We start from the raw sequence: 25,992 nt of genomic DNA, 5'->3' as shown, positions 1-25,992 counted from the left end.
GTCGCGCGTCGTAAACGTGTCCCGGACCGGCCGCTGCTGAGTATTTTTGCTCTCGTGGCAGGCTGGCCACACGCCGAAGACTGTTCCAGGTGTGTACCCGTCGCCGTGCGAGAGTTGAGAACGTGAAGCGAACTGCTGCCATCGTCTGTCTGAGTACCTTGCTGGTCACCGCTGGTTGTACCGACAGCAAGTCGGAGGGCGGAAAGCCGGACCCGAACAACGAGAAGCAAGCATCCGCGGAGGTCGTGAAGAACTTCGCCGCCGCCTGGGTGAAGGCCTGGGCGCCGGACGGCAAGCCCGACGAGGCCGCCGCCCTGAGTGACACTCCGGCGACCTTCGGGAAGCGCCTGGACGAGGTCGACACCGCGCTGGTCGCCCAGTCCGTGACGGTGACGCCGAAGGACGAGCCGAACTGCTCCGACGACAACACCTGCACCCAGGATCTCGACGTCGAGGCTGTCCTGCGCGGCATCGGCACGATGAAGTGGACCAGTACGGCGACCGCCGTGAAGACCGGCGACGCCTGGAAGATCAAGGCGTCGGGCGACACCATCTACCCGGGACTGGGTGAGGCGAACTACCTGAAGCGGGTCCGTGCCCTCCCCGCCCGCGCCTCGATCCTGGACCGGAACGGCAAGGCACTGACCGCGAACCGCCCGGTGGTGATCGTCGGAGTCGCCGCCGGCACCAAGGCCACCGCGGCGACGTACGCGGCCTTCACCAAGAACCTGCAGGTGGACGGCGCCAAGCTGAAGGCGCGCGCCGTCGCCGCACCGGCCGGCCAATTCGTCGACGCGATCACCATCCGCGCCGAGGAGTGGGAGACGCTGCGGCCGACGATGGGCAAACTGCCCGGCGTCCTCACCATGGGTGGCACCCAGTCGCTGGCCGAGAGCCCGACCTTCGCTCGCTCCGTGATCGGCACGATGAAGACCGCGACCGCCGAGACGCTGAAGAACGCAGGGCCGACCGCGTCCGCCGCCGACCAGGTCGGCACCACCGGCCTGCAGTACGCGTTCCAGCAGCAGTTGGCGGGCACCCCCGGCGGTACGGTCACGCTTCGTGACGGCAAGACCAAGCTGTCGATCAAGACGGTCTTCTCCCAGCAGGGCAAGGCCGGTGCTCCGGTCAAGACCTCGCTGGACCCGGCGCTGCAGCGCGCCGCCGAGGCCGCGCTGGCGACGAGCAAGCTGAACGCGTCGTTGGTCGCAGTACAGGCATCGACCGGGCAGGTGCTGGCGGCCGCGAACGGACCGACCCCGACGAACTACAACCGCGCCTTCCAGGGCCGCTACGCGCCCGGGTCGACGTTCAAGATCGTCACCTCGGCGGCGCTGATGGGCACCGGGCAGAACAAGTCGACGCCGTTGCCGTGCACGAACACCATCAACGTGCTCGGCAAGACCTTCAAGAACTACGACGGCCTGGCGGCGTACGGCAACGGCACCATGGAGCAGGCGCTGAACCAGTCCTGCAACACCGCCTTCATCTCCCAGCACGGGCGGCTGCCCAAGGACGGGATGACCAAGGCGGCCGCGCTGTTCGGCTTCGGCCAGGACGTGAAGCTGGCGATCCCGGCCTACGGCGGCGAGGTGCCGGCCCCGAAGGACGACGTCGCCGAGGCGGCCTCGATGATCGGCCAGGGCACCGTGACGGCCAGCCCGCTGCAGATGGCGATGGTGGCCGGCGCGGTCCAGCACGGCACGGCTCTCAAGCCCGTTCTGGTGCCCGGCAAGGACCCGGCCGGCGCCGCGGCCAGCCCGTTGCCTGCAGCAACCACCGCGGCACTGCGGACGATGATGCGCACCACCGTCACCGGCGGCACCGCGAAGGTGCTGGCCGGCAACGGAGCCGTCGCGGCCAAGACCGGTACCGCCGAGGTGGTCTCGAACGGCAAGGTCATCACCAACGGCTGGATGGTCGGCTACCGCGGCGACGTGGCCTTCGCCGTGATCGTCGAAGGCGGTGCCTCGGGCGCCAAGGCCGCCGGCCCCATCCTGAAGAACTTCCTCTCCAAGTTCAGCTAGGCCAGACACGCCCCTAGTACGCCGTAGGCCGCGGTCAGAAGCTGAGTACTTCGCCGACCGCGGCCTTCAGGTCGTTGGCGTCCAGGGTGACGAGGTCTTCGTCGGTGGGGATGCCGGGTGAGTTGAAGAGCCGCAGATCGCGGTGCTTGGCGGCCGACTCCAGGATCGTACGGATGAAACGGGCGTTGCCCAGTTCGTCGATCCGGCCGCTGGAGCAGACCTGGTCGAGGACGGCCGTGAGGCTTGCCATCGCGCCCGGGGTCAGGTGGTCGCCGCGGTCCGCGACCAGGCGGGAGGCGATCTCGCGAAGTTGGTCGGCGGTGTAGCGGGGGAAGTCGATCCGGGTGGAGAACCGGCTGCGCAGGCCGGGGTTGGCCTCCAGGAACTCGGCCATCGGTTCGGAGTAGCCGGCCACGATCACCACCAGGCGGTCCCGGTCGTCCTCCATCCGCTTCAGCAGGGTGTCGATCGCCTCGGTGCCGAAGTCGTTGCCGGTCCGCTTCTTCCGCAGGGCGTACGCCTCGTCGATGAACAGCACGCCGTCCAGCGCGGAGTCGACCACCGCGTTCGTCTTCACGGCGGTCTGACCGATGAACTCGGCGACCAGGCCGGACCGGTCGGTCTCGATCACCGTGTCCGCGGCGAGCAGCCCCAGAGCGCAGTACAGGCGGGCGACGACGCGGGCGACGGTGGTCTTGCCGGTGCCGGGTGGTCCGGCGAAGATCAGGTGGCCGCCGAGCTTGGGCATCGGCAGGCCGCGTTCGGCGCGCATCAGCCCGGCGCGGACCTGCGCGGCGACCGCCGACACCTGGCGTTTCACGCCCTCCATGCCGACGTTGCGGTCGAGTTCGTTGAGGATGCGCTGCACCGCGGCCCAATCGGGCTGTCGATGCAACGACGGCCTGGTCGGCGCACCGCGACGGACCACCGGCCCACCCGTACTGCGGGGCGCCGGGCTCGTGTCCAACCGCAACTCGGAGTCGGCAAGTGCCTCCGCGACCTGCCGGTGCGCGTTGTTCCGCTCGTAGACCCACTCGAACTGGCGCAGGGCGTTCTCCTCGCGGTTCGTGCCGCGATAGACGAACCCCAGGTAGTACTCCGCGTCGAGCCGCACCAGGTCGTTCAACTGTTGCCCGGCGGCCTGCTTGAGTACGGTTTCCGCCTCGCTCCACTGCTCGACCGTGGCCAGCAACATCCCCAGCCGCAGGATCGCCTCGACCCCGAGGTGCCCGTCCTGCGGAACCAGCCGGAGCTCGCGGATCGCCACGTCGTACTGCTTGCGCAGCGTCGCCACCCCGGACTGCAGGAAGTGCCGCCGCGTGTCCTCGATGATCTCCGCGACCGCCTCCCCGGCCCGGTCCGCGTCCCCGGCGGCGAGTCGGCGAAGGGCCTCCGCGTGCCAGACGTGGTCGGTGGTCTCGAGCTGATGGGTGAACCACCAGCCCGCCTGGAAGGTCGAGCTCAGCCGCCGCTTGTCCGCGTCCCGCTCCTCACCGAAGCGGCCGAGTCCTGTGACCAGCTTGTCCAAGGCCGTGTCATGGTCCCCGCCTGCCGCGTGGAATCCGAGCCACGCGTCCGTCATCCCCGGATCCAGCTCGAGCGCCCTGGTGAACGTGTCCAGCGCGGCGGGCTTGTCCGCGGTACCGGCCGGCTCGCCGGTCTTCGCGAAGCCCAGTTGCCGAGCGCCGCGCACCCACAGTCCGCGCGCCCGCCGCCGGGCCAGCAAGCCCGCGGACTGATCGGCCATCGTTGTCTCCCAGGTCGCAGATCGTGTCAGCCCAGTCTGGCGGTTCAGCGGTTCCTAAGAAGTCGCTGAGGTCCCGGGGTTCTGGGGTTTTCGTCACCTAGAGTGGATGGGATGGAGACCCTGACCTGCCCCAAGTGCCGAGGCTCGATGCGAACGTACGAGCGCAGCGGCGTCACCGTCGACCAGTGCACGGAGTGCCGCGGTATCTTCCTCGACCGCGGCGAGCTGGAGAAGCTGGTCGACGCTGAGATCGTCCTGAACGGACCGCAGCCGGTCCACCCGCAGCAGCAGCCGCCCCGCCAGCCGGGCTACGACGCGCCTCGCTACGAGGAGAAGCGCTACGACGACCGGCGGTACGAGGACAAGCGCCGCTACGACAACGACCGCGACCGGTACCAGCAGTACCCGCAGCGCAAGAAGAAGAAGTCGTTCTTCGACGAGCTGTTCGACTGACCGAGCTCTTCGACTGACCGAGCTCTTCGACTGACCGGGCTGCTCGACTGACCGGACCGTTCAACTGACCGGGCTTCAGGCGCGGACGGCGATCACCGTGCCCTGCGCGATCGCGCAGAGCGTGGCGACGCCGTCCTCGTCGAGCACGGCCAACTCGCAGGTGCACGTCGCCTGCCGCTTGCTGGCGTGCGCCACTCGCGCCACAGCCCGCAGTACCGCACCCGCCGCCGGCCGCAGGTAGGTGATCGTGAAGCCGCCGGTCAGCACCGCCGGCCCGAGCGCGGTCCCGCCCGCGAACGTGATCGCGTTGTCGGCGGCATAGCTGAGCACCCCGCCGTGCAGATATCCGTTCTGCTGACGCAGGTCTTCGCGGATGTCCAGCTCGAGCGTCGCTCCCTCAGCCCCGAACGCCGTCAACCGGGTCCCCAGCAGCACGCTGAACGGCTGCGAGGCGAGCACCTTCTCCGCCAGTTCCAGAGTCAGCTCCATGCCGCCCATCGTAAACCGATGGGTAACTTCCAGGTCGGGCTCAGCGCTGCCGGGCGTGCAGGGCGGGCTCGCGTTCTTCCTCGGTGACGCCGCCCCAGACGCCGTACATCTCGCCGACGGCGGCCGCGTGGGTGGCGCATTCGCGGCGCACCGGGCAGGTGCCGCAGAGGGACTTGGCCAGCAGTTCCCGGGCGCGTTTTCGCAGGCCGCGTTCGGACTCGGCGGCGAAGAACAGCTCCGGGTTCACGTCCTTGCAGGCGGCGCGGTCCTGCCATTCCCAGTTCTCGAGCAGGGGCGAGGGCAGGCCCTCGGGCGCCTTCGAAACCGCCCCTGCGGGCGGCTTGCGCCTCATCGGCCAGTCCGGAGTTGGTGAGCCATCACAGACACCTCGGGGTGATCGGGTCCCGCACGGCTGTCTGTCTAACCGGCGGCACCCGACCTGGTACCCAATGTCAAACGTTCATCAACTCGTGATCAGGATCCGCAGGGACGTGCCAAGCTGCGTCAGCACCCGGATCTTCACTCCCGCATGCGGCACCTTCACGCCGTACGACGGCACCGCCTTGGACCAGAACTCCGACCGATCGTCGAACGTCGGTACTGCGCCCGCCCCACGGACGGGGTTCTTCTTCCCGGCCACGGTCAGGTCGAACGAGTCCGACCTCTGCAGCCCGAAGGTCGAGTCGTAGCTCTGCACCGAGCTCTTCCAGAACGAGCCGTCCAGCCTGGTTCGGAGCGTGGGGTTCGCGTCGATCGGCAGCCACTGGCCCTGGCCCGGGTGGACGGCCGTCTCGTTGTTCGACTGCGAGGTGTCCCAGTACGACACCAGCAACCCATCCTGGTACGGGAAGTGCTCGACCCAGTTCGGCCGGGGCGTGCCGACGAAGCTGTACGGCCCGTGCCGCAGGTACTGGTTGAACGAGTTGTAGGTGTAGTTCGAGGCCAGGTAGTAGTTGTCGTGCTCAGTGGTGATCGAGTCGCCCGCCGCCTGGAAGCCGGTCGCGGTCCAGCCGTTCGGGCCGCTTTCCGCTCCGTCGTCGACGAGCGTCTGACCACCCGCGGTGAGCCTGATGTCGTCGGCGAAGAACCCGACCTCGTGCGCCGCCGCGTCCGTGGCGTACCGGAACCGCAGGTCGATCGTCTGGCCCGCGAAGGCGGTCAGGTCGAACTTCGCCGGCTTCCAGCCCGCGCTGTCCCCGTCGATCCCGTTCGCCTCGGCGGCCTTGGTGATGCTGCCCGGGATCGACTTCCACCCGGACCCGGTGTTCACCTCGACGTACGCGTAGTCGCAGGGGTCAGGGCCGCAGTCCTCGATCTTCCAGTTCGCCTGGAAGTCGAGGGAGGCCGGCCCGGCCGGCAGGGTGACCTTGCGACTGAGCGTGTTCGCCAGCTTGTCGCCCTTCCCGCTCCACCAGGACTTTGTGCCGGCGGCGGGCTGGACCAGTTGCGTGGTCACCTTCTTCTTCGGCAGCACGACGACCACGCCCTGCGCCTTCTTCGAGTTGTACTCGTGCGGGCCGAGCTCGATCGTCTTGGTCTGACCGGCCTTGACCGTCATGTGGTCGAGCCAGCCCAGCTGCAGCTTGTCCCAGGTGCCGAGGTCCTGCGGCTTCAGCCCGATCCCGGCGTCGCCCTTGGCACCGGACCGGGACTGCGCCATCACGCTCCACCAGTTCACCGGGTTGTGGCTGGCCAGCCCCGAGGTGTCGTAGTGGTCCGGCAGGCCGAGATCATGGCCGTACTCGTGCGCGAAGACGCTCAGGCCGCCGTTCTCCGGCTGGATCGTGTAGTCGCCGACCCACAACCCGGTACTGCCGATCTGGGTGCCACCGAGCTTGTTCGCCGATGGGCCGCTGCTGCTGTTCTGGAACGCGTACCAGCGGTGTGACCAGATCGCGTCCTCGCCCTGCTGCGGATCACCGTCGGCCTGATCCCCGCCGGCGTGCACGATCTGGAAGTGGTCGATGTACCCGTCCGGTTCATTGAAGTTGCCGTCGGCATCGAAGTCGTAGCGGTCCCACTGGTCGTAGGACCGCAGGGTGGACTTGATCTGGCCGTCGGACCTGCCGGCCGTCTTCTGAGTGGCGACCCACTGGCTGACGGCATCGGAGATCAGGTTCCAGGTGTTGCCGCAGATGTTGCCGTCACACGGGTAGCCGTTGCTCCGGCCGTACCGCGCCTCGTTGTAGGGCACCTTCACCCAGTCCGAGACCATGCCGTCCACGCTGTACCGCCCGGACGACTGCTTCTCGTAGTACGTCTTCACGGACTCGCCCTGGCCGAAGTACAGCTTCCGGAAGTGGTCCGGCGAGTAGTCGGCCTGCCAGACCGTGGAGTTGTCCGTACTCCGGTCCGGCTGGGGGATCGCGTTGTGCAGCGGCCCGGCGAAGGTCGCGGGCCCCTCGGTCTTCGGGTCCGTGTCCCTGTCCGGGTAGTCCGGATGCCGCTGGTCGCCGAACTCGGCCAGGATGACGAAGATCTTGTCGGTCTTCTCCCGGGCCGGCTCGACGTACTGGTCCTTGCGCTTGGCTGCGAGCTTCGACCGCCCGGTCACCCCGTGCACCGCCGGTACCGCGACCTCCTGGCCGACCTTGACCACCTTGCTGGTACCTCGCTGCTCGACCTTCGACGCTCCGTTGAGCACGTTCGCCACGGCCCGTTCGCGCAGGTCCCGGCGTTTGTCCTCGAGCGGGTTCGGCAGTTCGTCGGGTCCGGCCTTGACCGCGGCCGGGCCGCTTGATCCGGTTCCGTCCGCGGGAGCGGGACCGGCCGAGGACTGCGGGAGCTGGTTGAGACCAGCCACCACCGCCAGGCTCAGTACCCCGATGGCCGTCGTTCGTGCGGGTTTGAGGCGCACGCTTCCTCCTCCTGGTATTCGCGCGGCTTCATGCCTGAGGCGCAGCGGCGGCTCCGCGCCCCGGGGATGCCGGTGGCAACTATCCCGGCGACGGTACCGCACGCACGGTCATCGGTCCGTGACGATGCGCAGTCGTGGTCGCGCAGTGACAGTGTGTGGATAACCCGGCTGCCCCGACGGGCCGGCGGCGGTATCTTCGGTGGGTGAGCAGCCCCAAGGCACCGCCTGTCACCCTCCGCCCGCTGACCGACGACGAGTTCGGCGACTGGGTCCGGCGCAGTGCCGAGTCCTTCGCCGCCGGAATGGGCCCGGCCCGCGACCTCGACCCGGCCACCGCTCTGGAGACCGCCTACCGGGAGGTCGGCAAGCTGGTCCCCGACGGCCGGCACACCGAGAACCACCTGATCTGGATGGCGTGCCACGAAGGCAAGCCGGTCGGAAGCCTGTGGATCAGCACCCAGAAGCCGATCCCGTTCATCTTCGGGATCGAGGTCGACGAGGACCAGCGCGGCAAGGGCTTCGGCCGCTCGATCATGCTGGCCGGTGAGGAGGAGTGCCGCCGACGGGGGTACGAGCACCTCAGCCTGAACGTCTTCGGCAACAACAGCACGGCCATCGCCCTCTACGACTCCCTGGGCTACGTCGTCACCTCCCAGCAAATGCGCAAGGCGCTCTGATTCCACAACCAGCGCCGGTGACGGTCGCGGCGAGCATGTTCCCGCCGCGGCTGCGCGGAGGAGCTCAGGCTAGCGGCCTGCGGCGAGGTCGGCGGCTGCGTCCTGGTGGGCTGGGGTCCAACCCAGTTCGCTGTGGGCGCGAGAGCTGCTGAGTTGCTGGTCGAGGGCGTACGCCTCCGCGATCGGGCCCATCTGCTCGAGGGCCTGCTCCAGGCTGATCTGCTCGACCTTGCCCGCATGACCAGCCGCCAGAGCCAGCGCCGACGCGATCTCGGCGAACGGCAGATTCTGCGCGACCCCGAAATACACCGCCCCGGCCGGCGCCCCCAACGCGAGCACGTACAACTCCGCGATGTCGTCCACATGCACCAGCGTCGTGTGGTTTGACCCGTCCCCGATGATCCGTACTGCGCCCGCCGCGCGCGCCGGCTCCACGAAGAACGCCTCGATCAGCCCGGCCGACCGCCCGTAGACGAGTCCGGGCATCACCACGACCGGGTGAGAGCCGTTCGCCGCCGTCGCGAGCACTCGGGCCTCGTTCTCCAGCCGCCACGCGGTGATCGCCGGTGGGTTGGTTGCCGCACCCTCGTCGACCACTCCGTCGGTGTCGCCGTAGATCCATACCCCACCGGTGTGGACGTACGGTCCGCGCTCGCCGAGGCCGTCTAGCATCGCCTCAGCCGCGGCCAGGTCGATCGCGGCCGCTTCCTCGCCGTTCACCGCGCCCAGGTGGATCACGCCGTCCGCCGCGGCCGCGCCGGCGCGTAGTACGTCGAGATCGGTCAGGTGGCCGACGGCCGCCTTCGCGCCCAGCGCGGTGACCGTCTCGACTGCCCGGGCGCTCCGGGCGAGCGCGGTGACCTCGTGCCCGTGCCTGCGCAGTGACTCGATCGTGGCCCGGCCGAGGTAGCCGGAACCGCCGGTCAGAAATACCTTCATCGTTGCCTTCTCCCTTCGGTGCCTCCAGCCTCCCTGCGGTCGGCACTCGCGGTCCAAGACCTGTTCTGCCGTCTGTGATACCCCTGAGGTATGAGCTGGTGGATTCTCCATGTCGACATGGACCAGTTCCTTGCGGCAGTGGAGATCCGGCGGCACCCCGAACTGCGCGGGCTGCCCGTGGTGGTCGGCGGCTCGGGTGACCCGAGCCAGGCTCGCCAGGTGGTCGCCACCGCGTCGTACGAGGCGCGTGAGTTCGGGGTGCACTCGGGGATGCCGCTGCGGGCCGCGGCGAAGAGGTGCCCGCAGGCGGTGTTCCTGCCGACCGACCACGCGACGTACGAGGCGGCGTCCGCCGAGGTGATGGACATTCTGCGCGAGTTCCCGGTGATCGTGGAGGTGTGGGGCTGGGACGAGTGCTTCGTCGGCGCCTCGACCGACGATCCGGAAGAACTGGCTGAGCAGTTGCGGGCGGCGGTGCTGGAACGGACCGGTTTGTCCTGCTCGATCGGGATCGGGGACAACAAGGTTCGGGCGAAACTCGCCACCGGATTCGGTAAACGCGACAGCGGTTCCGGGGCCGGGATCTACCGGCTGACCGCGGCGAACTGGGCCGAGGTGATGCACGATCGACCGGTCCGGGAGCTCTGGGGAATCGGCAGCCGGATGTCGCAGAACCTCAACGAACTGGGCCTGTTCACCGTGGCGGATTTGGCGGCGGCCGATCTCGAGGTGCTGAAGAAGCGGTTCGGTCCGAAGATGGGCACCTGGTACCTCGCGCTCGGGCGCGGACTCGGCGACACCGAGGTGACCGACGTACCGCGCGAGCCGGTGTCGCGCAGCCACGAGGAGACGTTCGCCACCGACCTCGCCGAGCGCGCCGAGATCGAGCGCGAACTCCGGCGGATCGCGGTCGAGGTGACACGCGAGGTGGTGGCCGACGGGCGCAGCATCCAGCGGATCGCGGTGAAGGTGCGCTTCACGTCCTTCTACACTCCGATCAAGAGCCGCAAGCTGCCCGAGATCACCCAGGATCCTGAGGTGATCGCCGCGGCGGCGCTGGTCCTGCTCGAGAAATTCGAACTCCGCCGCCCGGTCCGCCTGCTGGGCGTCCGCGTCGAGTTCGCCACCGACTGAACTTCCTGCCCCCACCCGGCGTCAGACCTGCCGCGGTCACCAGACCGTCCGAACCCCAGGGACGCAGATGAACCTCAGCCGCTCCGCACTCGCCGCCGCAGCCGGCGCTGTCCTACTCGCCGCAGTAACAGTTGGCTGCACCGCGGCCGGCGCGCCCGCAGCCGTCCCGCCCGCGGCCGGCGACTCCGGGGCGACGCCCGGAACGGGCGAGACGCCCGGCGGTACGGGAACCAGCGGTACGGGAACCGGCGGCACGGGAACCGGCGGCACGCTCGGGAGCGGCGCCACCCCCGGGACCACGCCTGAAGCTGCAGGCCAGGTGCCGGCGTTGGCGGCGGAGCGGGTTTCTTATGTGCAGAGGAACTGGGGCGATCCGAAGACCGAAATGGGGATCGTCATCCAGGCACCCAAGGACTGGAGCATGGCGAAGCTGTCGACCTTCGAGGTTCGCTTCAGCAGCGCCAACAAGTTGTGGAATCTGCGCGTGAACGGCTGGGCGACCGACGACCCGGTGAAGACGCTCGCCGACCGCAAGTACCGGAGCGTGCAGTCAGTGCCGGGCTTCCAACTCATCTCCCGCGTCAACGGCAGCACCAAGGCAACGAACCCGGCGTTCAGCGGCGTGGTCTTCCACCACACGACCCTGACCTACTCCTACCTGGAGCCGGCCCGCGGTCAACGGCTGGTCGTCGAACGGTTCGTCGCCTTCAACGATCAGCCTCACACTCTCTTCCAGCTCAGCGCAGGCGGTCGCCCTCAGGACGCCGCAGCCCTCAAAGCGATCACCGACAAGGCCACGGCCGACTTCATCAGGCTCCCCTAGGACGTCAGGTCATAGACGCGCCGAGCGGTGTCACCAAAGACCGCATCCCGCTCGGTGTTGTCGAGCCCTGACGTAAGTTCGACCGCCGCCTGCACAACCTCGCCGTACGACGCCGCGAGCAGGCACACCGGCCAGTCCGACCCGAACATCACCCGCTCCGGCCCGAACGCATCAAGCACCACGTCTACATAAGGCCGCAGATCCGACACCTTCCAGTCGGTCCATGACGCCTCGGTCACCATGCCTGACAACTTGCAGGACACGTTCGGCAGAGCGGCCAACTGCCGAAGCCCCGACGCCCACGGCTCCAGCTCTCCACCGATCACCGGCTTCGAGATGTGATCCACCACGAACGACAACTCCGGCAACGCCTGCACGGTCTCCACCGCGGCCGGCAGGTGCGGCGTCTTCGTCAACAGGTCATAGACGAGCCCCGCCTCGGCAACCGCCGCAAGCCCGCCCCGTACGTCGGACCGGCACAACCAGCGCGGGTCCTCCTCATCGTGCACTTGGTGCCGGATCCCCTTCAGCCACTCACCGTCGGGCCGATCCTTCAACCCGGCCAGGGCATCCGCGACATCCGGCGCGGTCAGGTCCACCCAGCCGACCACGCCCGCCACCAGTTCGGTGCCAGCAGCAACTTCCAGGAACTCGGGCGTCTCCGCCGGGACGCCGACCGTCTGGACCAGCACGGTCGACGTGACATCGGCAGCGGCCGCGAGTGGCGCGAGATCGTCGATCGAGAAGTTCCGCCGCACCGGATCAAGCTCCGGCCCGACCATCCAGGACTGCTCCCGGACGCTCAGATCCCAGATGTGATGATGCGCGTCCACCCGCCCACTCATGCCGTCCTCATCCCGTCCGCAGCCGACCGAACCCGTCCCGGCCTCACAACGCCGTCCGTCATACCGGTTCCAGTCCTTCCGCGTGGATCAGCCGGATCACTCGCTGGCTCATCGTGTCGTAGTCGTGGTCGTTGGCCACCTCGCCCTGGACCCGGTGGTCCCGCATCACCACCACCCGGTCGGCCAGCGTGATCATCTCCGGCAGGTCCGAGGTGATCAGCAGGATCGCCAGCCCGTTCGCCGCGAGATCCCAGATCAGCGTGTGGAACGCGTCCTTGGTCCGTACGTCGATGCCGACCGTCGGCTCGTCGATGATCAGGATCTCGGTCTTCGCCGCCAGCCACTTCGCCAGCGAGACCTTCTGCTGGTTGCCGCCCGACAACGTCCCGGCCAACTGCGCGGGTGAGGCGATCCTGATCCCCAACTGCTCCACATAGTCCGCGACCATCGCGGTCTCCGCCTTGGCCGGCACATACCCGAGCGCCTTGCGGAGCCGGTCCCATACCGTCACCGCGATGTTCCGGCTGACGGACTGCTCGAGGAAGACGCCTTCCTCCTTGCGGTTCTCGGTGACGTAGCCGATCTTGTACGTCTTCAGCGCGTCGCGGACGTTCTTGATCCGCACCACCTCACCACGCACCCGCACCTCACCGGCGGTGATCCGGTCCAGCCCGAGCAGCGCCTTGGCGAGCTCGCTCCGACCGGCGCCGACGAGCCCGTAGAGACCGACGATCTCGCCGGGCCGCACGCTGAGATCCACGCCCGCGTGGCCGGTCGCAGTACCGACTCCGGACAGTTCGAGCAGGGGCGCCACGTCGGAAGGAACCGTCCGCGGCGGCAGGGTCAGCGCCTCATGGACGCGACCCACCATCAGGTCGACAACCTGGTCGCGGGTCAGCTCGCTCAGCGCCCCGGACTCGAGCACCGAGGAACCGTCCCGCAGCACGGTGACGGTGTCGCAGATCTGGAAGACCTCTTCGAGCTTGTGGCTGACGAACAGCACCGAGCGGCCGTCGTTCTTCAGCTTGTCGACCACCCGGAAGAGCCGCTCGGCCTCGTTCGGCGTGATCGAGGCGGTCGGCTCGTCGAGCAGCAGCACCCGGCTCTCCACCGACAACGCCTTCGCGATCTCGACCAACTGAGCCTGCGCGACGGACAACTCCGTCACCGGCTGGTCCGGATCGATGTCCAAGTCCAGCTCGGCCAGCCATCGCCTCGCCTCGGACCGGATCGCCGCGCGATCCACCAGCCCGCGCGAGGTCGGCAGCTTCTGCAGCAGGATGTTCTCGCCGACGGTGAAGCCGGGGATCAGGTTGCGCTCCTGGTGCACCACGCCGATCCCCGCGGAGGCGGACTCGTGCGGCGACCCGAACTGGACCTCCGAGCCGTCCAGCAGCAACCGCCCGCCGTCCGGCTTGTAGAGCCCGGTGATCACCTTGATCAGCGTGGACTTGCCCGCGCCGTTCTCACCGAGCAGCGCGTGCACCGACCCGGCTTCCAGCTTCAGCGTCACTCCGTCGAGCGCCCGGACGCCGGGGAACAGCTTGTCCACCTGGGAGGCTTCGAACAGCGTCATGAAACACCTCCGGCCACGGCCGCGTCCGGCGCTTTCACGACCGTACGCCGCTCCTGCCGGCGGGTGCGGACCTGCCCGAGCACGACCGAGCCGAGCACCACGGTCCCGACGACGAAGTTCACCCAGCTCGGCTCGAGCGAGAACTCCGCCCGGGCCGTGTCGACGAAGCGCACGATGAAGGCGGCCAGCACAGTCCCGAGCACCACGGCCGAGCCACCGGTCAGCAACGCACCACCGATGATCGGCGCCGCGAAGCTCGGCAGCAGCCAGTCACCGCCGATGCTCTTGTTCACCCCGGGCGACGAGGCCACGGTCAGGATCGCGGCGACGCCGAGGATCGCGCCCGACAACGTGTGCGCGAGGATCACCGACCGGTCGTTGGAGATCCCGGAAAGCCTTGCGGCGATGGGGTTCCCACCCGAGGCAAGCAACTGCCGCCCAGGCACCGTACGGCGAAGCATCACCGCGAGCAGCGCGGCAACCACCAGGGCCACCAGGAAAATCAGCGGCAGCACCCCGAACACGGCGTACGAGCCGAAGTCCTTCAGGCCCTGGGGATAGCCGTCGACCGTGCGCGTGCCGACCAGGCGGTACTGGACGCCGAGCAGCACGGTCATGGTCGCGAGGGTGACGATGAAGCCGTTGATGCGGGTGAGCACCACCAGCAGACCGTTCAGCAGGCCGGCTGCCGAGGCGAGCAGGAAGCCGATCAGCAACGCCAGCGGAACCGGCACGCCGTGATCGGCCATCAGCACGCCCATCGCGCACGCGGCGAAACCGCCGACGGCACCGACGGCGAGGTTGAGTTGACCCACGGCTAAGACCACCATCTGAGCCAACCCGATCAGCACCGGAACCGCCAGGAACTGAAGGAGCACTCTCAGTGAATTCGCCTCCAGCAGGTCCCCGCGCGAGGCGATCACCAGACCGATGAAGAAGACCACGCAGATGACCAGCAACGTCATCTCGGTGGTTCGGGCGAAGCGCCTCATCGTTCTCGCACCCCCTGCCGGTCGGACAACACTGTTCGGAACCGGTCCGTCGACAGCGCGACGAGCAGGATCAGCCCGAGGTAGATGTTCAGGCTCTCCAGTCCGACGCCCAGCAGGTCGAGGCCCTTCCGGATCACCGTGGTCAGCGCGGTCCCGAGCAGCGTGCCCCAGATCGAGACGAACCCGCCGGCCAGCAGGGTGCCGCCCAGGATCGGGCCGAGGAACGACGGCAGCATGAACTCCTCGCCGATCGTCGCCTTGATCGACCCGGTGCTGACGGCCAGCATGAACCCGGCCAGCGCGGCCAGGCAGCCCGACATCGCGTGCGCGGTGATCACCCGGCGGGCGGTCGGAATGCCCGACAGCTCGGCGGCCTTCAGCGACGTCCCGGTCATCAGCAGTTCACGCCCGAGCTTCGTCCGGCTGTAGATCCAGCCGACCACGATCATCGCGATCACCGCGAACATGGCCAGTTGCGGCACCGCGGGCGAGCCGCAGACGTTGCCGATACAGACGTCGGCGAGCGAGTAGTTGCGCAGTTCCCGCATCCCGTCCGGCTTGGTGACGAAGGCGGCGTTCTCCGTCAGGCTGGTGTAGACGAGCGGGATCATGCCGAGCAGCAGGAAGTCCAGCGCCAGCGTCACGACGAACGAGTTCACCCCGGTCCGCGCGATCACCCAGCCCGCGAGCGCGCCGATCGCAGTACCGGCGACCAGGCCGACCACCAGTCCGGCGTACAGGCTGAAGTGCCACAGGTCGTAGGAGATGCCGGTGATCATCATCGAGAACGCGGCCATCCGGCCGACCGCGAGGTTCATGTGGCCGATCGACAGCACGCACATCTGGGCCAGGCCGACCACGGTGAACATCGCGATGTCGCGCAGCAGTGGGAAGACGACCAGTTGCTGGTTGAAGAAGGCCGGCCGCAGGATCCCGAACAGTGCCGAGAGGGCGACCACCAGGAGGAGCAGGCCGATCCGCTGGTTCGCCCACCAGGGCGTCCGCCCGCCGCGCGGCGGTTCGACCGGGGTCTCCGGCTCCTGCAGGGCCGCGGTCGCGGTCTCCGAGACGGGTGCGCTCACGAGACCCGCCGGTCGTCGATCGCGTCGCGGTCCCAGTCGATCCCGAGCCCGGGCTCGTCGGGGGCGACCGCGTGCCCGTCGGCGATCTCCATCTCCGTCGAGGTGATCGCGCGCAACTGCGGGATGTGCTCGACGTACCGCCCGTTCGGTACCGCGGCCGTCAGGCTGACGTGGATCTCCATCAGGAAGTGCGGGCAGACCTCGAGGTTGAAGGTCTCGGCCAGATGCGCCACCTTCAGCCACGGGGTGATGCCGCCGACCCGGGCCACGTCCACCTGGACGATCCCGGCCGCACCGGACGCGACGTACTCGCGGAACTGCGACACGGAGTACAGCGATTCGCCGACCGCGATCGGGATCGAGGTGGACTCGGCCAGCCGGACATGTCCGCTCAGGTCGTCGGCGGGCATCGGCTCCTCGAACCAGCTCAGGTCGAGCGGCTCGAAGGCCTTCGCGCGCCGCTTCGCCTCGGCGTACGTCATCGACTGGTTCGCGTCGACCATGATGTCGAGCGCCGGCCCAACCGCATCCCGTACTGCGCTGAGCCGCTCCAGGTCCTCGTGCACGCGAGGCTTGCCGACCTTCAACTTCACCCCGGGCCAACCCGCCTTTTGGGACGCGAGGGCCCCGGCAACCAACTGGTCGGTTGTCAGGTGCAGCCAGCCGCCCTCCGTGTCGTACAGCGGCACGCGCCGGCGGAATCCGCCCGCCAGCCGCCACAGAGGTTCGTCCGCGCGACGGCAGCGCAGATCCCACAGCGCGGTGTCGACCGAGGCCAGCGCGAGCGACGTGATCGCGCCGACCGTGGTGGCGCGGTTGGAGGCGAACAGGTCGAACCAGATCGCCTCCACGTTGCGGGCGTCCGCGCCGATCAGCCGCGGCAGCAGGTGGTCCCGCAGCATCGCGAGGACCGCCGTACCGCCGGTGCCGATCGTGTAGGAGTAGCCGAGGCCGACGAACCCGTCGGTGGTCTCGAGCTCGACGAAGACCGTCTCCTGCTTGAGGAAGGCCTGCACCGCGTCGGTCCGCTCGGTCTCCACCTCGAGATCGACGAGGAAGGCCTCGGCCCGGCTGATGGTTGTCTTAGGCAAGATACGCACCTGTCTGGGGGATCCGCGTCACGAGCAGGACAGCTGACCGGCGAATTCCTTCTGGAGCTCGGTCGTCTTCGCCTTGCGCTCGGTGTCGTAGCTGTCGACGTTGGCCTTGGTGACGACGAACGAGCCGGAGTCGACGATCACGCCGGGCGTCTTCATCGTGCACTGCTTGGAGCCGAGCAGGGCCAGCAGCCAGCCGCCGACGTACGCCTGGCCGACCGGGTTCTGGGTGACGGTCGCGGCGACGCCGCCGGACTTGATCCCGGACAGGATCTTGGCGTCGTCGTCGATCGCGACCACCTTGATCGGCAGCTTGCTGCTCGCAACACCGTCGGCCGCGGCGACCGCCGGGTTGTAGGCGGTGGTGACGATGCCCTTGATCTCCTTGCCCTTCGAGGCGAGCAGGTCGGCGACCGCCTTCTGCGCGGTCTGCAGGTCCTTGTCGATGTCGGTGATCACCGGCAGTTCGGTCACCTTGCCGCCGGTCTCGCCGATCGCCTTCTTCACGCCGGCGATCCGGCGCTGGGTGTTCGAGTCGACGTTGTTGCCGGTCAGGTGGACGATCGTGCCCTCGCCGCCGATCGCCTCGATCGTCGCCTTGGTCGCCTTGTACGCCGCCGCCTCCACGTCGGTGGACAGGCAGAAGTCGGCCGAGTTCGTGTCACCGGCCGGGCAGGAGGCCAGCGAGCCGACCGCGAACCCCTTCGCCTTCAGGTCCTCGAAGGTGGAGTTGATGTCGGTCGGCGACACGCCGAAGATGCCGAACGCGTTGTACCCCTGGGCGGCCAGCGAGTTGATCACGTTGTTCTGCTTGCCCTGATCCCACTCGCCGGTCTCGTTGAAGGTGACACCACCGAGCTTGAAGTCGGTCTTGTCCAGCTCGGCGGTGGTCTTCCAGGGCTGGAAGTACGGGTGCGCGCCGCCCGGGATCAGCGCCAGCTTCACCTTGGAGCCGTCCTTCAGCTCCACCGGACCGGTCGACGTACCGGTGGAGGCGTCGTCACCAGCGGTGCCTCCCGCGGCGTCGTTGGAACTCTTGGTGCTGCAGCCGGTCGCGGCCAGCGCAACGAGGGCCAGCCCGACGGCGGTCTTCCGGTACAGCGACGAATGAACGGTCATGGAACCGGCTCCTCAAAGATCCTATAGGATATTGCGTAGCTGATGCTGCCGCTTCACACTGGTGGCGTCAAGGCTTGTACTCATAACGACTGTGCACACCGTGGCCGGGCGGGTCGGGCATGATGGGGGCTTCGGGAGGAGCGACTGTGACAGATGCGCATGTGGGTCTGGCGGGGCAGCTCGCGCGCCTGCCCCAGCGACAGGTGCTGAGCGACGACGTCTACGAGACCGTCAAGGGCCTGATCATGGACAGCGTGGTCGAGCCGGGCACCCGGCTCAACATCGACGCCCTGACCCGCGAACTCGGCATCTCGCAGACGCCGATCCGGGAGTCGCTGGCCCGGCTGGAGTCCGATGGCCTGGTGATCAAGGAGCCACTGCGCGGCTACCGGGTGTCCTCCCGGCTGACCCGAGCGGAGTTCGAGGACCTCTTCGAGTACCGCCTGCACATCGAGCCTTGGGCCGCCGGCCGCGCCTCCGAGCGGGCCGCGCCGGACGACCTGGCCCGGCTCAAGGACGAGATGCTCAGCTACACCGACGTCCCGGACCGGCCGGACTACGACAGCTACAAGGCGATGGCCGCGCACGACCAGCGGTTCCACGACCTGGTGCTGGAACTGTCCGGCAACGAGACCGCCCGGCAGTCCTTCGCCCGGACGCACTGTCACCTCCACCTGTTCCGCCTGTACTACGGCGGCGGCATCGCGACCAAAGCACTGCGCGAGCACAAGACCATCGTCGCGGCCGTCCGCAAGGGCGATCCCCAGGAGGCGGCCGCCGCGATGCGTACCCACATCGAAGCGTCCCGGGCCCGGTTGCGGCCCGTGTTCGATCAAGAGTGATTTTCGTCTGAGGAGAAGTCTGTGGAACTGCTGCGCCTCGGCGCGGTCGGCGAGGAGCGCCCGTACGTGCGCGACGCCGACGGCACCGTCTATGACCTGACCTCCGTCACCGCCGACATCGACGGCGCCTTCCTCGGCTCCGACGGGATCGGCCGCACCCGCGCGGCGCTGGTCGCCGGTTCGCTGCCGGTCGCCTCGACCGAGGGCCTCCGCGTGGGCGCGCCGATCGCCAGGCCGGCCGCCGTCGTCTGCGTCGGCCTGAACTACGCCGCCCACGCCGCCGAGTCCGGCGCCGAACCGCCGAAGAACCCGGTCGTCTTCTTCAAGCACCCCAACACCGTCGTCGGCCCGAACGACGACGTCCTCGTCCCCCGCGGCTCCGCCAAGACCGACTGGGAGGTGGAACTGGCCGTGGTGATCGGCAAGACCGCCCGGTACCTGTCCTCCGACGAGGAGGCGCTCGAGTGCATCGCCGGCTACACCGTGTCGAACGACGTGTCCGAGCGCGCTCTCCAGCTCGAGGTGTCGGGCGGCCAGTGGTCGAAGGGCAAGTGCTGCGAGACCTTCAACCCGCTCGGCCCGGCGCTCGTACCCGCCGACGAGGTCGACCCGCAGAACCTGGACCTCAAGTCCTGGGTCAACGGCGAGATCCGGCAGGACTCGAACACGCGCGACATGATCTTCTCGGCGGCCGCGCTGGTTCGCGATCTGTCGCAGTACATGACGCTTGATCCGGGTGACATCGTCAACACGGGCACTCCTGAGGGCGTGGCGCTGTCCGGGCGCTTCCCGTACCTGTCGCCCGGCGACACCGTCGAGTGCGAGATCCAGGGCTTGGGGAGGCAGAAGCAGACCCTCGGGAAGGCTTAGTCTCTGGCGGGTGACCGACGGCTCTTACTTGCAAGGCATCCGTACCTCATACGACACCGTCGCGGAGTCGTACGCCGACTTGGTCCGGCCCAGCGAGCCGTGGGAAAGCAGCATGCTCACCGCCTTCGCTGAGCTGGTACTGCGGACTGACGCGGGCGAAGCGGATGCCTCGGCTGAGCGTGTTCTCGGCGCGGCGCTGGTGCCGGATGCCGGGCAGGTGCTCGGTGCCAGGCAAGTGTCTGGGCGGGTGCTCGATGCTGGGTGTGGGCCGGGGCGGGTGACCGCTCGGCTGCACTCGCTCGGGTTGCCCGCCTTCGGCGTCGACCTGTCGCCCGGGATGATCGAGATCGCTCAACGCGACCATCCAGGCGTGGAGTTCGCGGTCGGCTCGATGACGGACCTCGACCTGAAGGACGGCGAACTCGCCGGCGTCCTCTCCTGGTGGTCCATCGTTCACCTCCCCCGCGAAATCCTCCCGACCGCGTTCGCGGAGTTCCACCGCGTGCTGACACCCGGCGGGCGCCTCCTCGTCGGCTTCCACGTCGGCGACACCCACAGCCACAAGGACTCCGGCTACGGCGGCCACCCCATGTCCCTGGACGTCTACCGCTGGCAGCCCGACCAACTGGCCGCCTTGGCCGCGGAAGCCGGCTTCACCCTCCACGCCCAGGTCGTGATCGACCCGACCGCGGCAGTGCCCGGCGCCTGTCTCTTCTTCCAGAAACCAGTAGCGGCAGCTTGAGCATCTGCGCCACGCTCGCCCCATGACTTCCGTTGTCCGCACCGTGACGTTCGACGCCCACGACCCGTACAAGCTCGCCGGCTTCTGGCTCCAGGTACTCCGAGCCGAGCGCCCCGCCGACGACGAGCCCGGCGACCCGTACGCCGCGGTCAACACCGACTCGGTCAAACTTCTCTTCGAACAGAACAACGACACCAAAGCTGCCAAGAACCGAGTCCACCTGGACCTCGAACCCGACGGCTCCCGCGACGAGGAAGTCGAGTGGCTCCTCACTCTCGGCGCCACCATCGCCCACGACCACCGCGAACCCGACGGCACCGGCTTCGTCGTCATGCTCGACCCCGAAGCCAACGAGTTCTGCGTACTCCGCAGTGCGGCCGAACGCGCCGCTACCAGTAGTTGAGCTCGTACTACGTTTGCTCGGGTGTCTGGCCGGTGAAGGTGATTCGCCAGTCAGTAGCCCAGGCATGGACAGCGACGTCGAAGCCATTGCGATAAGCAACTACTCGGTGATGCCCGTTCTCCTCCGGAGCGATCTCGGCGGTCCAGCCGCGAGACTGCAGAGCGTCGGCAGCGGCGGCGACCGCGGACGCGGGGTCAGACTTCGGGCTCCCGGTCTCGACGGTGATGCTGCAGACCGTCGCCGGACCTCGACCGTCGAACAACGCGCCGGGATTCACCGGACCAGGATCATGCGTGACGACCCCCCGCTGACCCGGCACGACGATCGCCGCGACCGCCAGCAGTTCTTCGCGGAGGAACTCCCTCGCATCGGTCATCGCGCGGGTCCTCCTCGTCGCCTCGTCGGATCGGATGATCGGGAACGGATCCGAGCGCCGTCCTGGCCGGCAGCGTGCCGGGCCGCCTCCCCGGCACCCCGGGCCTCCCCGGCACCCCGGGCTGTCTCCCCGGCAGCCCGCCGGGCTGCCTCACGGGAAGGCCGGCTCACGGACACAACTCCGTCATACACCTTCGACGCAGCCCCGGCGATGTTCTTGAGGCCGTCGCCCCAGGACGCGCCAAGGAGCAATTTGGTCTCCTGGTGACGGCTCGTGCCGGTCGTGGTGATGTTGGCGAGATCCCCGCGAACCACCCGGCCGATGTTGCGCAGAGCCTCGCTGTTCGGGCGGTAGTACTCGTTGTGCCAGTGCACCGACACCGCTTCGTCGTTGGCCAGTTGGCTATTGGTGGCCATCCGGATCGCGTCCGGGAAAGTCGCCGGGTCCGGACCGTGCCACTGGGTGTACGACACGTAGTCACCCGGCGCGCGTTCGACGTACACGCGGGTGGGCGGCGGGACCAGGTCACTCGCCTCGTCGACGTACTTCGCGATGCCGGGGCTGCCGGTGAGGACCACACGACCCGGCCGGGCGCCCTGCAGCAGCGCCTGGCCGACCACCTCCGAGCCGTAGCTGTGGCCGATCAAGGTGACGTTTGCTCCAGGCGACTTCTCAGCGTCCACCTCAGACAGGAACTGAGCGAGTCGAGGAGCACCGGCAAGAGCCGCCTCCTTGCTCATCGCGGCCGGGATACCCTGCGGTGATTCGTAGCCGAGCCACACCACCGCGGCGGTTCCAGGCCCAGACTCATGCCGGATCAGCCCACCACGGTCGGACTGGCCGCGGAAGGTCTCGAGGTTGTTGCCCATCCCCGGCACCAGGACGGCGACGTCGCGCGCCCGGGAAAGATCACCCAGTACTTCGACCGCCTGACCCTGGCCTTCGAGGTCGACGTCGTAGAACTGCCGATACCGCCGTACCTCGACGACGTTGCCCGAGGCATCGAGCTCGGCGGTGGAGACCGGAGTGAGGAGTTCCTGCACAGTCGCGAGCCTGGTGCGCTCGTGGTCGGTCGCGGTACCGGAGTCCACCGCGGACTGCAGGCGGTCGCGGGCGGCGACCAGCTTTCGGTGGCCGGCGCGGAACCGCGCTTCGAGCTGATCTGCCATCGCGACTCCCCGTCAGCGCGCTCGGTCACCCGAGCCTCACCCCGGGTGACGGCAGTCTGACATCGGAAACGCCTGACGGGAAGACCTTCTCAGCCGAAAGTCAGCGACCAGGACCCGTGGTGAGCGGACAGCCGTACCACCGACAGCGGCCGGACATCGACGTGCCGCAGCGACTCGGCCGGCGCGTCGAGCACGTACAGAATCGCCGCACGCACCACCGCGGGATGTACTACGGCCGCCACGCTGCGACGGCCTTCGCCCTCGGCCTTGACCAAGTCCCCAAGCCAGTCGCCGACCCGGGTGATCACGTCATTCTCGGTCTCGCCGGCCGGTGGCGCCGTGTGCGGCCGCTCGAGCCAGGCGCCGACCTCCTCCGGCGAAGCCGCCAGCAACTCCTCCAACTCGCGCCCGGCCCAGTCGCCGTACTCGCGGTCGCGCAGCGCCGGGTCCACCGTCGGGACCAGGCCGATCGCTTCCGCGGTCTGTACGGCGGCCGGCTCCGGGCCGGAGAACACCTGGTCGGCCTCGATCTTGACCTCGCGGGCCGTGTCGACGCTGGCCGGATCCGGCTGCGCCTCACCGCCGAGGACCAGGCCGCGCAGGGCAGGCGTGAGGGCGTGGGCGATCAGCGTCAACGCGGTCAAGCGGCAACCACCTCGGTCTTTGACGTGGCCGTCCTCCGACGGTCCACCAGTGCGGCGTACCCGAATCCGAGCAGCAGCCACAGCGTCGCCTGCGTACCGAGCGAGGCGAACCGGAACTGCCACAGCAGCGTAGCGGGGAACGACCCCGGAACCTCGTTGATCGACGGCAGGATCAGGTATGCCGCGACGACCGTCGCCAGGAACGCCGCCGCACCGAGGCCGAGCCGGATCCACGGCGCGTCGCCGAACCGGGCCGCCCAGCGCGAGGCGGCGACTCCGGCCCAGACGGCGAGCAGGCCGATCACCAGGCTCAGGAGGTAGGTCACCGTTCGTTGGGTGATCGTCTCGGGGTCACCCACCGCGGGTGGGTTCGGTGGGTACTTCACGAACGGCACGAGCACGATCCCGACGAAGCCGGCGGCAGCCAGGCCGAGGGCGGCGTACGAGTCGCTGGACGTGCGCAGCCGGCGTCGCAGCAGGGCGAACCCGACCGCGAAGATGCCACCCAGCGCCACGCCGTACAGGGTGGTGGCGAGGAACAGGCCGAAACGCTGACCGTCGCGGCTGACGAGAGGCTCCTCGTCAGGCTCAGCGGGCACCGCCTTGCCGTTGGCGTCGTGGGTGTGCGCGGCACCGGCGGCCTCTTCGATGGCGATCGCGGAGTCGATGTGGGGCTCGCCCATCACGTACGCGAAGGTTCCGGCCAGCAGGCCGGCGAAGAGTCCGACGATCAGTCCGCGCACCAGGAGCGATCCGAAGGTGCGCATCGGGCTAGTGGCAGGGAACGCCGAGGAGATGGCGCCCGTCGTGCATCAACTCGTGCAGGTACATGCCGGACTGCGAGATGGCGCCCTGGTCGAAGGCGACCAGGTAGGCGAGCATCAGCAGCGCGCCGACGGTGAGCAGAGCGAGCGCGAGCAGCCGCGGCGAAACGGCCGGTACGGCGACCGTGCGGGCAGGCGTGGGTGAAGACATTCGGTACCTCCTGGGGAAGTGCGCGTCCCCTTCGAAAGGCTGCTGGTGCCCGAGCGTCCTGACTCACGAGCAAGCTCGCTCACAGTGGCGCGGCCGTACCGGTCTCTCACCGGTTTCCCTCATGGCACCGCAGGTTGTCCCTGGCAAGGTAGCGGCCCGCTTCCACCGGGGTCAACGCACCGGACCCACCCGGTGATGTTTCCCACCCGTTAGGTCTACGCCCTGGTGCGTCGCGCGGCGAGCACGCCGACCAGGGCGAGCACGGCCGGCAGCCCGAACGCGGTCAGGTACGCCGTGGTCGCCGAGTGCGGCTCGATCGCGGCGAACAGCGAGCCGCCCACCGCCAGGACGGTTGCCGTAGCCAACGAGTCGCTGAGTTGCAGGGCCGACGTGTTCGCGCCCTGCTGCTCGCGACTGGAGTACTCCAGCACCAGCACCGAAACGGTCGGGAAGACCGTACCCATGCCGAGTCCGGCCAGACCCCAGCCGAGGATGCCGACGAGCACGGGGACGTGCGGGTTCAGGGTCAGCGTGGCAGCCGCGATCCCGAGCACCATCGAGACCATCCCGGCCTGCAGGAAGACCGCGTGCGAGAACGGCTGCTTCGGCCTGCCGCGGTACCAGGAGGCGGCGGTCCAACTGAGCGCGCTGATCGTGAGCACCAGCCCGGCGAAGGACGGAGAGAGCCCACGCTCGCGGGTCAGCATCAGCGGCAGGAACACCTCGGCACCGAATCCAGCCGCCGCCACGAGCCCGCGCAGCGCGATCACCGCGGGCAGTCCCGTACCCATCGAGAATGTTCCCTTGGGCAACAACTTGGGCGCGAAGGCCGCGACACCGAGCAGCCCGGCAGCCAGCAGTACGCCCTGGAGAATCCCTCGCTGCTGACCGCCGTAGTGGAGGAGTCCCACGCCCACCGCAGCCGCGATCGCCCACATCGCACGCCGATCCCAGAGTGATCTGTGTGCCTGCTCCGGCGTCCCGCTGTTCGCCCTGGCAAGACCTGGCCGCATCACCAGCGCGGCAGGAATCGCCAGCGCCGGCACTGCGAGGAACACGATCCGCCAGTTTGCGTGCTCCACGATCAGGCCGGCGATCGCGGGACCCACCAGGGACGGGACCACCCAGCCGGCCGCGAAGGCGGCGAAGATCCTCGGCCGGAGCGCCGGCGGGTACAAATGACCTACGACGACGTACAGGGCGACGGTGACGAGACCTCCGCCGAAGCCCTGGATGATGCGGCCGGCAACCAGCACCTCCATCGAGGGCGCGGCACCGGCGATGATCAGCCCGGCCAAGAACCACGCCGTGCCGTACCAGAGCGGGCGGCTCGGACCCTTCAGGTCGCTCCAGGTCCCGGAGACGACCATCGCCACCACTCCGGACGCGAGCGGCCCGCCGAAGGCCAGCGCGTACAGGGACAGCCCGTCCAGCGCCTGCGCGACCGTCGGCATCGCCGTCGTGACGGCGAGGGACTCGAACGCGACCAGGGTGATCAGCGCGACCATCCCGACCGTCAGCGCCCGGTACTCCGGCGCGAGGACGCTGCCTGGCTTGGGTTCTGCCGCGGTGGTCGGGGGCTCAGCGGTAGTCGTCATGCCGAGCACCTTCGGACATGAAGTGCACTTGAAGTCAACCCGGCGACTTCAAGTGCACACGAAGGTTCAGAGGACGGCGGCGAGGATCAGACCGATGATCGGCGGGCCGGCCTGCAGCGCGGCGGACCGGGCCATCCGGCGGTCCGAGGCGATCAGTACGAGCCCGGCGCCGGCCATGCAGGCCGCGGCGAACAGCGCGATCGCGTGCCCCTCGTCGCCACCGAAGATCAGCCCACCGAGGGCGCCGAGAGCGAGGAAGAGGTTGTAGAAGCCCTGGTTGAACGCCCACGGCCGCACGATCTCCGCGTCGGCCTCGGTGCGGATCAGGAACCTCTTGTAGGTGCTCGGCTTCTTGAAGAGCAGGCTCTCCAGGGCGAAGACGGCGAGGTGGAAGACACCGGCCAGGGCGATGAAGATCTGCGCGATCGTGTTCACCAGCGAACCGTACCGCCCGCGGCTCACGATCCGGCGAATAAGAAGGGCCCGGTCAGGCAATGCCTGACCGGGCCCTTCAAG

Annotated in this window: 27 protein-coding genes and 1 riboswitch; of the genes, 9 read left to right on the top strand and 18 right to left on the bottom strand. The window is 68.6% G+C overall.

Going from position 1 to position 25,992, the window contains the following annotated elements; translation table 11 throughout:
* Nucleotides 1-122 precede the first annotated feature (122 nt).
* Entirely contained in the window at nucleotides 123-2,027 is a 1,905-nt protein-coding gene (locus tag ABD255_RS09610) for a penicillin-binding transpeptidase domain-containing protein (RefSeq protein ID WP_344212027.1), read from the top strand.
* A 34-nt stretch (nucleotides 2,028-2,061) separates the two neighbouring features.
* Here ABD255_RS09610 and ABD255_RS09605 read toward each other — a convergent pair whose 3' ends face one another.
* The gene (locus tag ABD255_RS09605; protein WP_344212025.1) at nucleotides 2,062-3,774 is read right to left on the bottom strand and encodes an AAA family ATPase; all 1,713 of its coding nucleotides are present in this window, start codon (nucleotides 3,772-3,774) and stop codon (nucleotides 2,062-2,064) included.
* A 111-nt stretch (nucleotides 3,775-3,885) separates the two neighbouring features.
* Here ABD255_RS09605 and ABD255_RS09600 point away from each other — a divergent pair, with 111 nt between their 5' ends.
* Nucleotides 3,886-4,227, top strand: a complete 342-nt coding sequence (locus ABD255_RS09600; protein WP_344212023.1) for a TFIIB-type zinc ribbon-containing protein — start codon at nucleotides 3,886-3,888, stop codon at nucleotides 4,225-4,227.
* A 75-nt stretch (nucleotides 4,228-4,302) separates the two neighbouring features.
* Here the strand turns inward: ABD255_RS09600 and ABD255_RS09595 are convergent, their stop codons facing one another.
* The 3 genes from ABD255_RS09595 to ABD255_RS09585 all read right to left on the bottom strand — a co-directional run bounded on the left by ABD255_RS09595 (nucleotide 4,303) and on the right by ABD255_RS09585 (nucleotide 7,573).
* Nucleotides 4,303-4,716 carry a PaaI family thioesterase gene (locus ABD255_RS09595; RefSeq protein ID WP_344212021.1) on the bottom strand — a complete coding sequence of 138 codons (414 nt, stop codon included), beginning with the start codon at nucleotides 4,714-4,716 and terminating at the stop codon, nucleotides 4,303-4,305.
* 40 nt (nucleotides 4,717-4,756) lie between these two features.
* Nucleotides 4,757-5,068 carry a WhiB family transcriptional regulator gene (locus ABD255_RS09590; protein WP_344212019.1) on the bottom strand — a complete coding sequence of 104 codons (312 nt, stop codon included), beginning with the start codon at nucleotides 5,066-5,068 and terminating at the stop codon, nucleotides 4,757-4,759.
* A gap of 111 nt (nucleotides 5,069-5,179) precedes the next feature.
* Nucleotides 5,180-7,573, bottom strand: coding sequence for an immune inhibitor A domain-containing protein (locus ABD255_RS09585; RefSeq protein WP_344212017.1), 2,394 nt, complete (start codon nucleotides 7,571-7,573; stop codon nucleotides 5,180-5,182).
* A 203-nt stretch (nucleotides 7,574-7,776) separates the two neighbouring features.
* Between ABD255_RS09585 and ABD255_RS09580 the strand changes: the two genes are divergently transcribed.
* A complete protein-coding gene (locus ABD255_RS09580) occupies nucleotides 7,777-8,250 on the top strand; it encodes a GNAT family N-acetyltransferase (protein WP_344212015.1) in 474 nt (157 codons plus the stop codon).
* Between the two features lie 69 nt (nucleotides 8,251-8,319).
* On the opposite strand, the gene ABD255_RS09575 is transcribed toward ABD255_RS09580, so the two are convergent.
* The gene (locus tag ABD255_RS09575) at nucleotides 8,320-9,189 is read right to left on the bottom strand and encodes an NAD-dependent epimerase/dehydratase family protein (protein ID WP_344212013.1); all 870 of its coding nucleotides are present in this window, start codon (nucleotides 9,187-9,189) and stop codon (nucleotides 8,320-8,322) included.
* A gap of 90 nt (nucleotides 9,190-9,279) precedes the next feature.
* Between ABD255_RS09575 and ABD255_RS09570 the strand changes: the two genes are divergently transcribed.
* Complete coding sequence (locus tag ABD255_RS09570; RefSeq protein ID WP_344212011.1) at nucleotides 9,280-10,323, top strand: DNA polymerase IV; 1,044 nt, start codon at nucleotides 9,280-9,282, stop codon at nucleotides 10,321-10,323.
* A 67-nt stretch (nucleotides 10,324-10,390) separates the two neighbouring features.
* Nucleotides 10,391-11,146, top strand: coding sequence for a hypothetical protein (locus ABD255_RS09565; RefSeq protein ID WP_344212009.1), 756 nt, complete (start codon nucleotides 10,391-10,393; stop codon nucleotides 11,144-11,146).
* Here the strand turns inward: ABD255_RS09565 and ABD255_RS09560 are convergent.
* Genes ABD255_RS09560 through ABD255_RS09535 form a run of 6 tightly spaced genes read right to left on the bottom strand, consistent with a single transcriptional unit; the run spans nucleotide 11,143 to nucleotide 17,857 of the window.
* Nucleotides 11,143-11,991, bottom strand: a complete 849-nt coding sequence (locus ABD255_RS09560) for an amidohydrolase family protein (RefSeq protein ID WP_344212007.1) — start codon at nucleotides 11,989-11,991, stop codon at nucleotides 11,143-11,145. The two genes, ABD255_RS09565 and ABD255_RS09560, sit on opposite strands and share 4 nt — an antisense overlap.
* A gap of 58 nt (nucleotides 11,992-12,049) precedes the next feature.
* The gene (locus ABD255_RS09555; RefSeq protein ID WP_344212005.1) at nucleotides 12,050-13,567 is read right to left on the bottom strand and encodes a sugar ABC transporter ATP-binding protein; all 1,518 of its coding nucleotides are present in this window, start codon (nucleotides 13,565-13,567) and stop codon (nucleotides 12,050-12,052) included.
* Entirely contained in the window at nucleotides 13,564-14,559 is a 996-nt protein-coding gene (locus tag ABD255_RS09550; RefSeq protein ID WP_344212003.1) for an ABC transporter permease, read from the bottom strand. Before ABD255_RS09550 ends, ABD255_RS09555 begins: the two co-directional genes overlap by 4 nt.
* The gene (locus ABD255_RS09545; RefSeq protein ID WP_344212001.1) at nucleotides 14,556-15,641 is read right to left on the bottom strand and encodes an ABC transporter permease; all 1,086 of its coding nucleotides are present in this window, start codon (nucleotides 15,639-15,641) and stop codon (nucleotides 14,556-14,558) included. Before ABD255_RS09545 ends, ABD255_RS09550 begins: the two co-directional genes overlap by 4 nt.
* On the bottom strand, nucleotides 15,638-16,741 hold the full coding sequence (locus ABD255_RS09540) for a mandelate racemase/muconate lactonizing enzyme family protein (protein WP_344211999.1): 1,104 nt from the start codon (nucleotides 16,739-16,741) through the stop codon (nucleotides 15,638-15,640). The genes ABD255_RS09545 and ABD255_RS09540 overlap by 4 nt, the downstream gene beginning before the upstream one ends.
* A gap of 18 nt (nucleotides 16,742-16,759) precedes the next feature.
* Nucleotides 16,760-17,857 carry a sugar ABC transporter substrate-binding protein gene (locus ABD255_RS09535; protein ID WP_344211997.1) on the bottom strand — a complete coding sequence of 366 codons (1,098 nt, stop codon included), beginning with the start codon at nucleotides 17,855-17,857 and terminating at the stop codon, nucleotides 16,760-16,762.
* A 146-nt stretch (nucleotides 17,858-18,003) separates the two neighbouring features.
* Here ABD255_RS09535 and ABD255_RS09530 point away from each other — a divergent pair, with 146 nt between their 5' ends.
* The 4 genes from ABD255_RS09530 to ABD255_RS09515 are packed head-to-tail and all read left to right on the top strand — an operon-like array spanning nucleotide 18,004 to nucleotide 20,714.
* Nucleotides 18,004-18,699 (top strand): GntR family transcriptional regulator, encoded by a 696-nt coding sequence (locus ABD255_RS09530; RefSeq protein ID WP_344211995.1) that lies wholly within the window; start codon nucleotides 18,004-18,006, stop codon nucleotides 18,697-18,699.
* A gap of 21 nt (nucleotides 18,700-18,720) precedes the next feature.
* Nucleotides 18,721-19,569, top strand: coding sequence for a fumarylacetoacetate hydrolase family protein (locus ABD255_RS09525; RefSeq protein WP_344211993.1), 849 nt, complete (start codon nucleotides 18,721-18,723; stop codon nucleotides 19,567-19,569).
* Nucleotides 19,570-19,579: 10 nt separating this feature from the next.
* Nucleotides 19,580-20,311, top strand: coding sequence for a class I SAM-dependent methyltransferase (locus ABD255_RS09520; RefSeq protein ID WP_344211991.1), 732 nt, complete (start codon nucleotides 19,580-19,582; stop codon nucleotides 20,309-20,311).
* A 22-nt stretch (nucleotides 20,312-20,333) separates the two neighbouring features.
* Nucleotides 20,334-20,714, top strand: a complete 381-nt coding sequence (locus tag ABD255_RS09515; RefSeq protein ID WP_344211989.1) for a VOC family protein — start codon at nucleotides 20,334-20,336, stop codon at nucleotides 20,712-20,714.
* 7 nt (nucleotides 20,715-20,721) lie between these two features.
* Here ABD255_RS09515 and ABD255_RS09510 read toward each other — a convergent pair whose 3' ends face one another.
* The 7 genes from ABD255_RS09510 to ABD255_RS09480 all read right to left on the bottom strand — a co-directional run.
* A complete protein-coding gene (locus tag ABD255_RS09510; RefSeq protein WP_344211987.1) occupies nucleotides 20,722-21,090 on the bottom strand; it encodes a hypothetical protein in 369 nt (122 codons plus the stop codon).
* Entirely contained in the window at nucleotides 21,087-22,259 is a 1,173-nt protein-coding gene (locus ABD255_RS09505; protein ID WP_344211985.1) for an alpha/beta hydrolase, read from the bottom strand. The genes ABD255_RS09510 and ABD255_RS09505 overlap by 4 nt, the downstream gene beginning before the upstream one ends.
* An 89-nt stretch (nucleotides 22,260-22,348) precedes the next feature.
* Entirely contained in the window at nucleotides 22,349-22,903 is a 555-nt protein-coding gene (locus tag ABD255_RS09500; RefSeq protein WP_344211983.1) for a histidine phosphatase family protein, read from the bottom strand.
* Entirely contained in the window at nucleotides 22,900-23,670 is a 771-nt protein-coding gene (locus ABD255_RS09495) for a CbtA family protein (protein WP_344211981.1), read from the bottom strand. Before ABD255_RS09495 ends, ABD255_RS09500 begins: the two co-directional genes overlap by 4 nt.
* 4 nt (nucleotides 23,671-23,674) lie before the next feature.
* On the bottom strand, nucleotides 23,675-23,878 hold the full coding sequence (locus tag ABD255_RS09490; protein WP_344211979.1) for a CbtB domain-containing protein: 204 nt from the start codon (nucleotides 23,876-23,878) through the stop codon (nucleotides 23,675-23,677).
* Between the two features lie 53 nt (nucleotides 23,879-23,931).
* A riboswitch (cobalamin riboswitch) is annotated at nucleotides 23,932-23,996 on the bottom strand.
* Between the two features lie 97 nt (nucleotides 23,997-24,093).
* Nucleotides 24,094-25,476 (bottom strand): MFS transporter, encoded by a 1,383-nt coding sequence (locus ABD255_RS09485; RefSeq protein ID WP_344211977.1) that lies wholly within the window; start codon nucleotides 25,474-25,476, stop codon nucleotides 24,094-24,096.
* Nucleotides 25,477-25,542: 66 nt separating this feature from the next.
* The coding region (locus ABD255_RS09480; RefSeq protein ID WP_344211975.1) for a DUF1304 domain-containing protein at nucleotides 25,543-25,992 on the bottom strand (450 nt) is incomplete at its 5' end.

The organism is Kribbella sancticallisti (assembly GCF_039530625.1).
In the GTDB taxonomy this organism is placed as follows: domain Bacteria; phylum Actinomycetota; class Actinomycetes; order Propionibacteriales; family Kribbellaceae; genus Kribbella; species Kribbella sancticallisti.
Note: the sequence above shows the minus strand (reverse complement) of the source record. Positions and strands in the feature narration are given on the sequence as shown.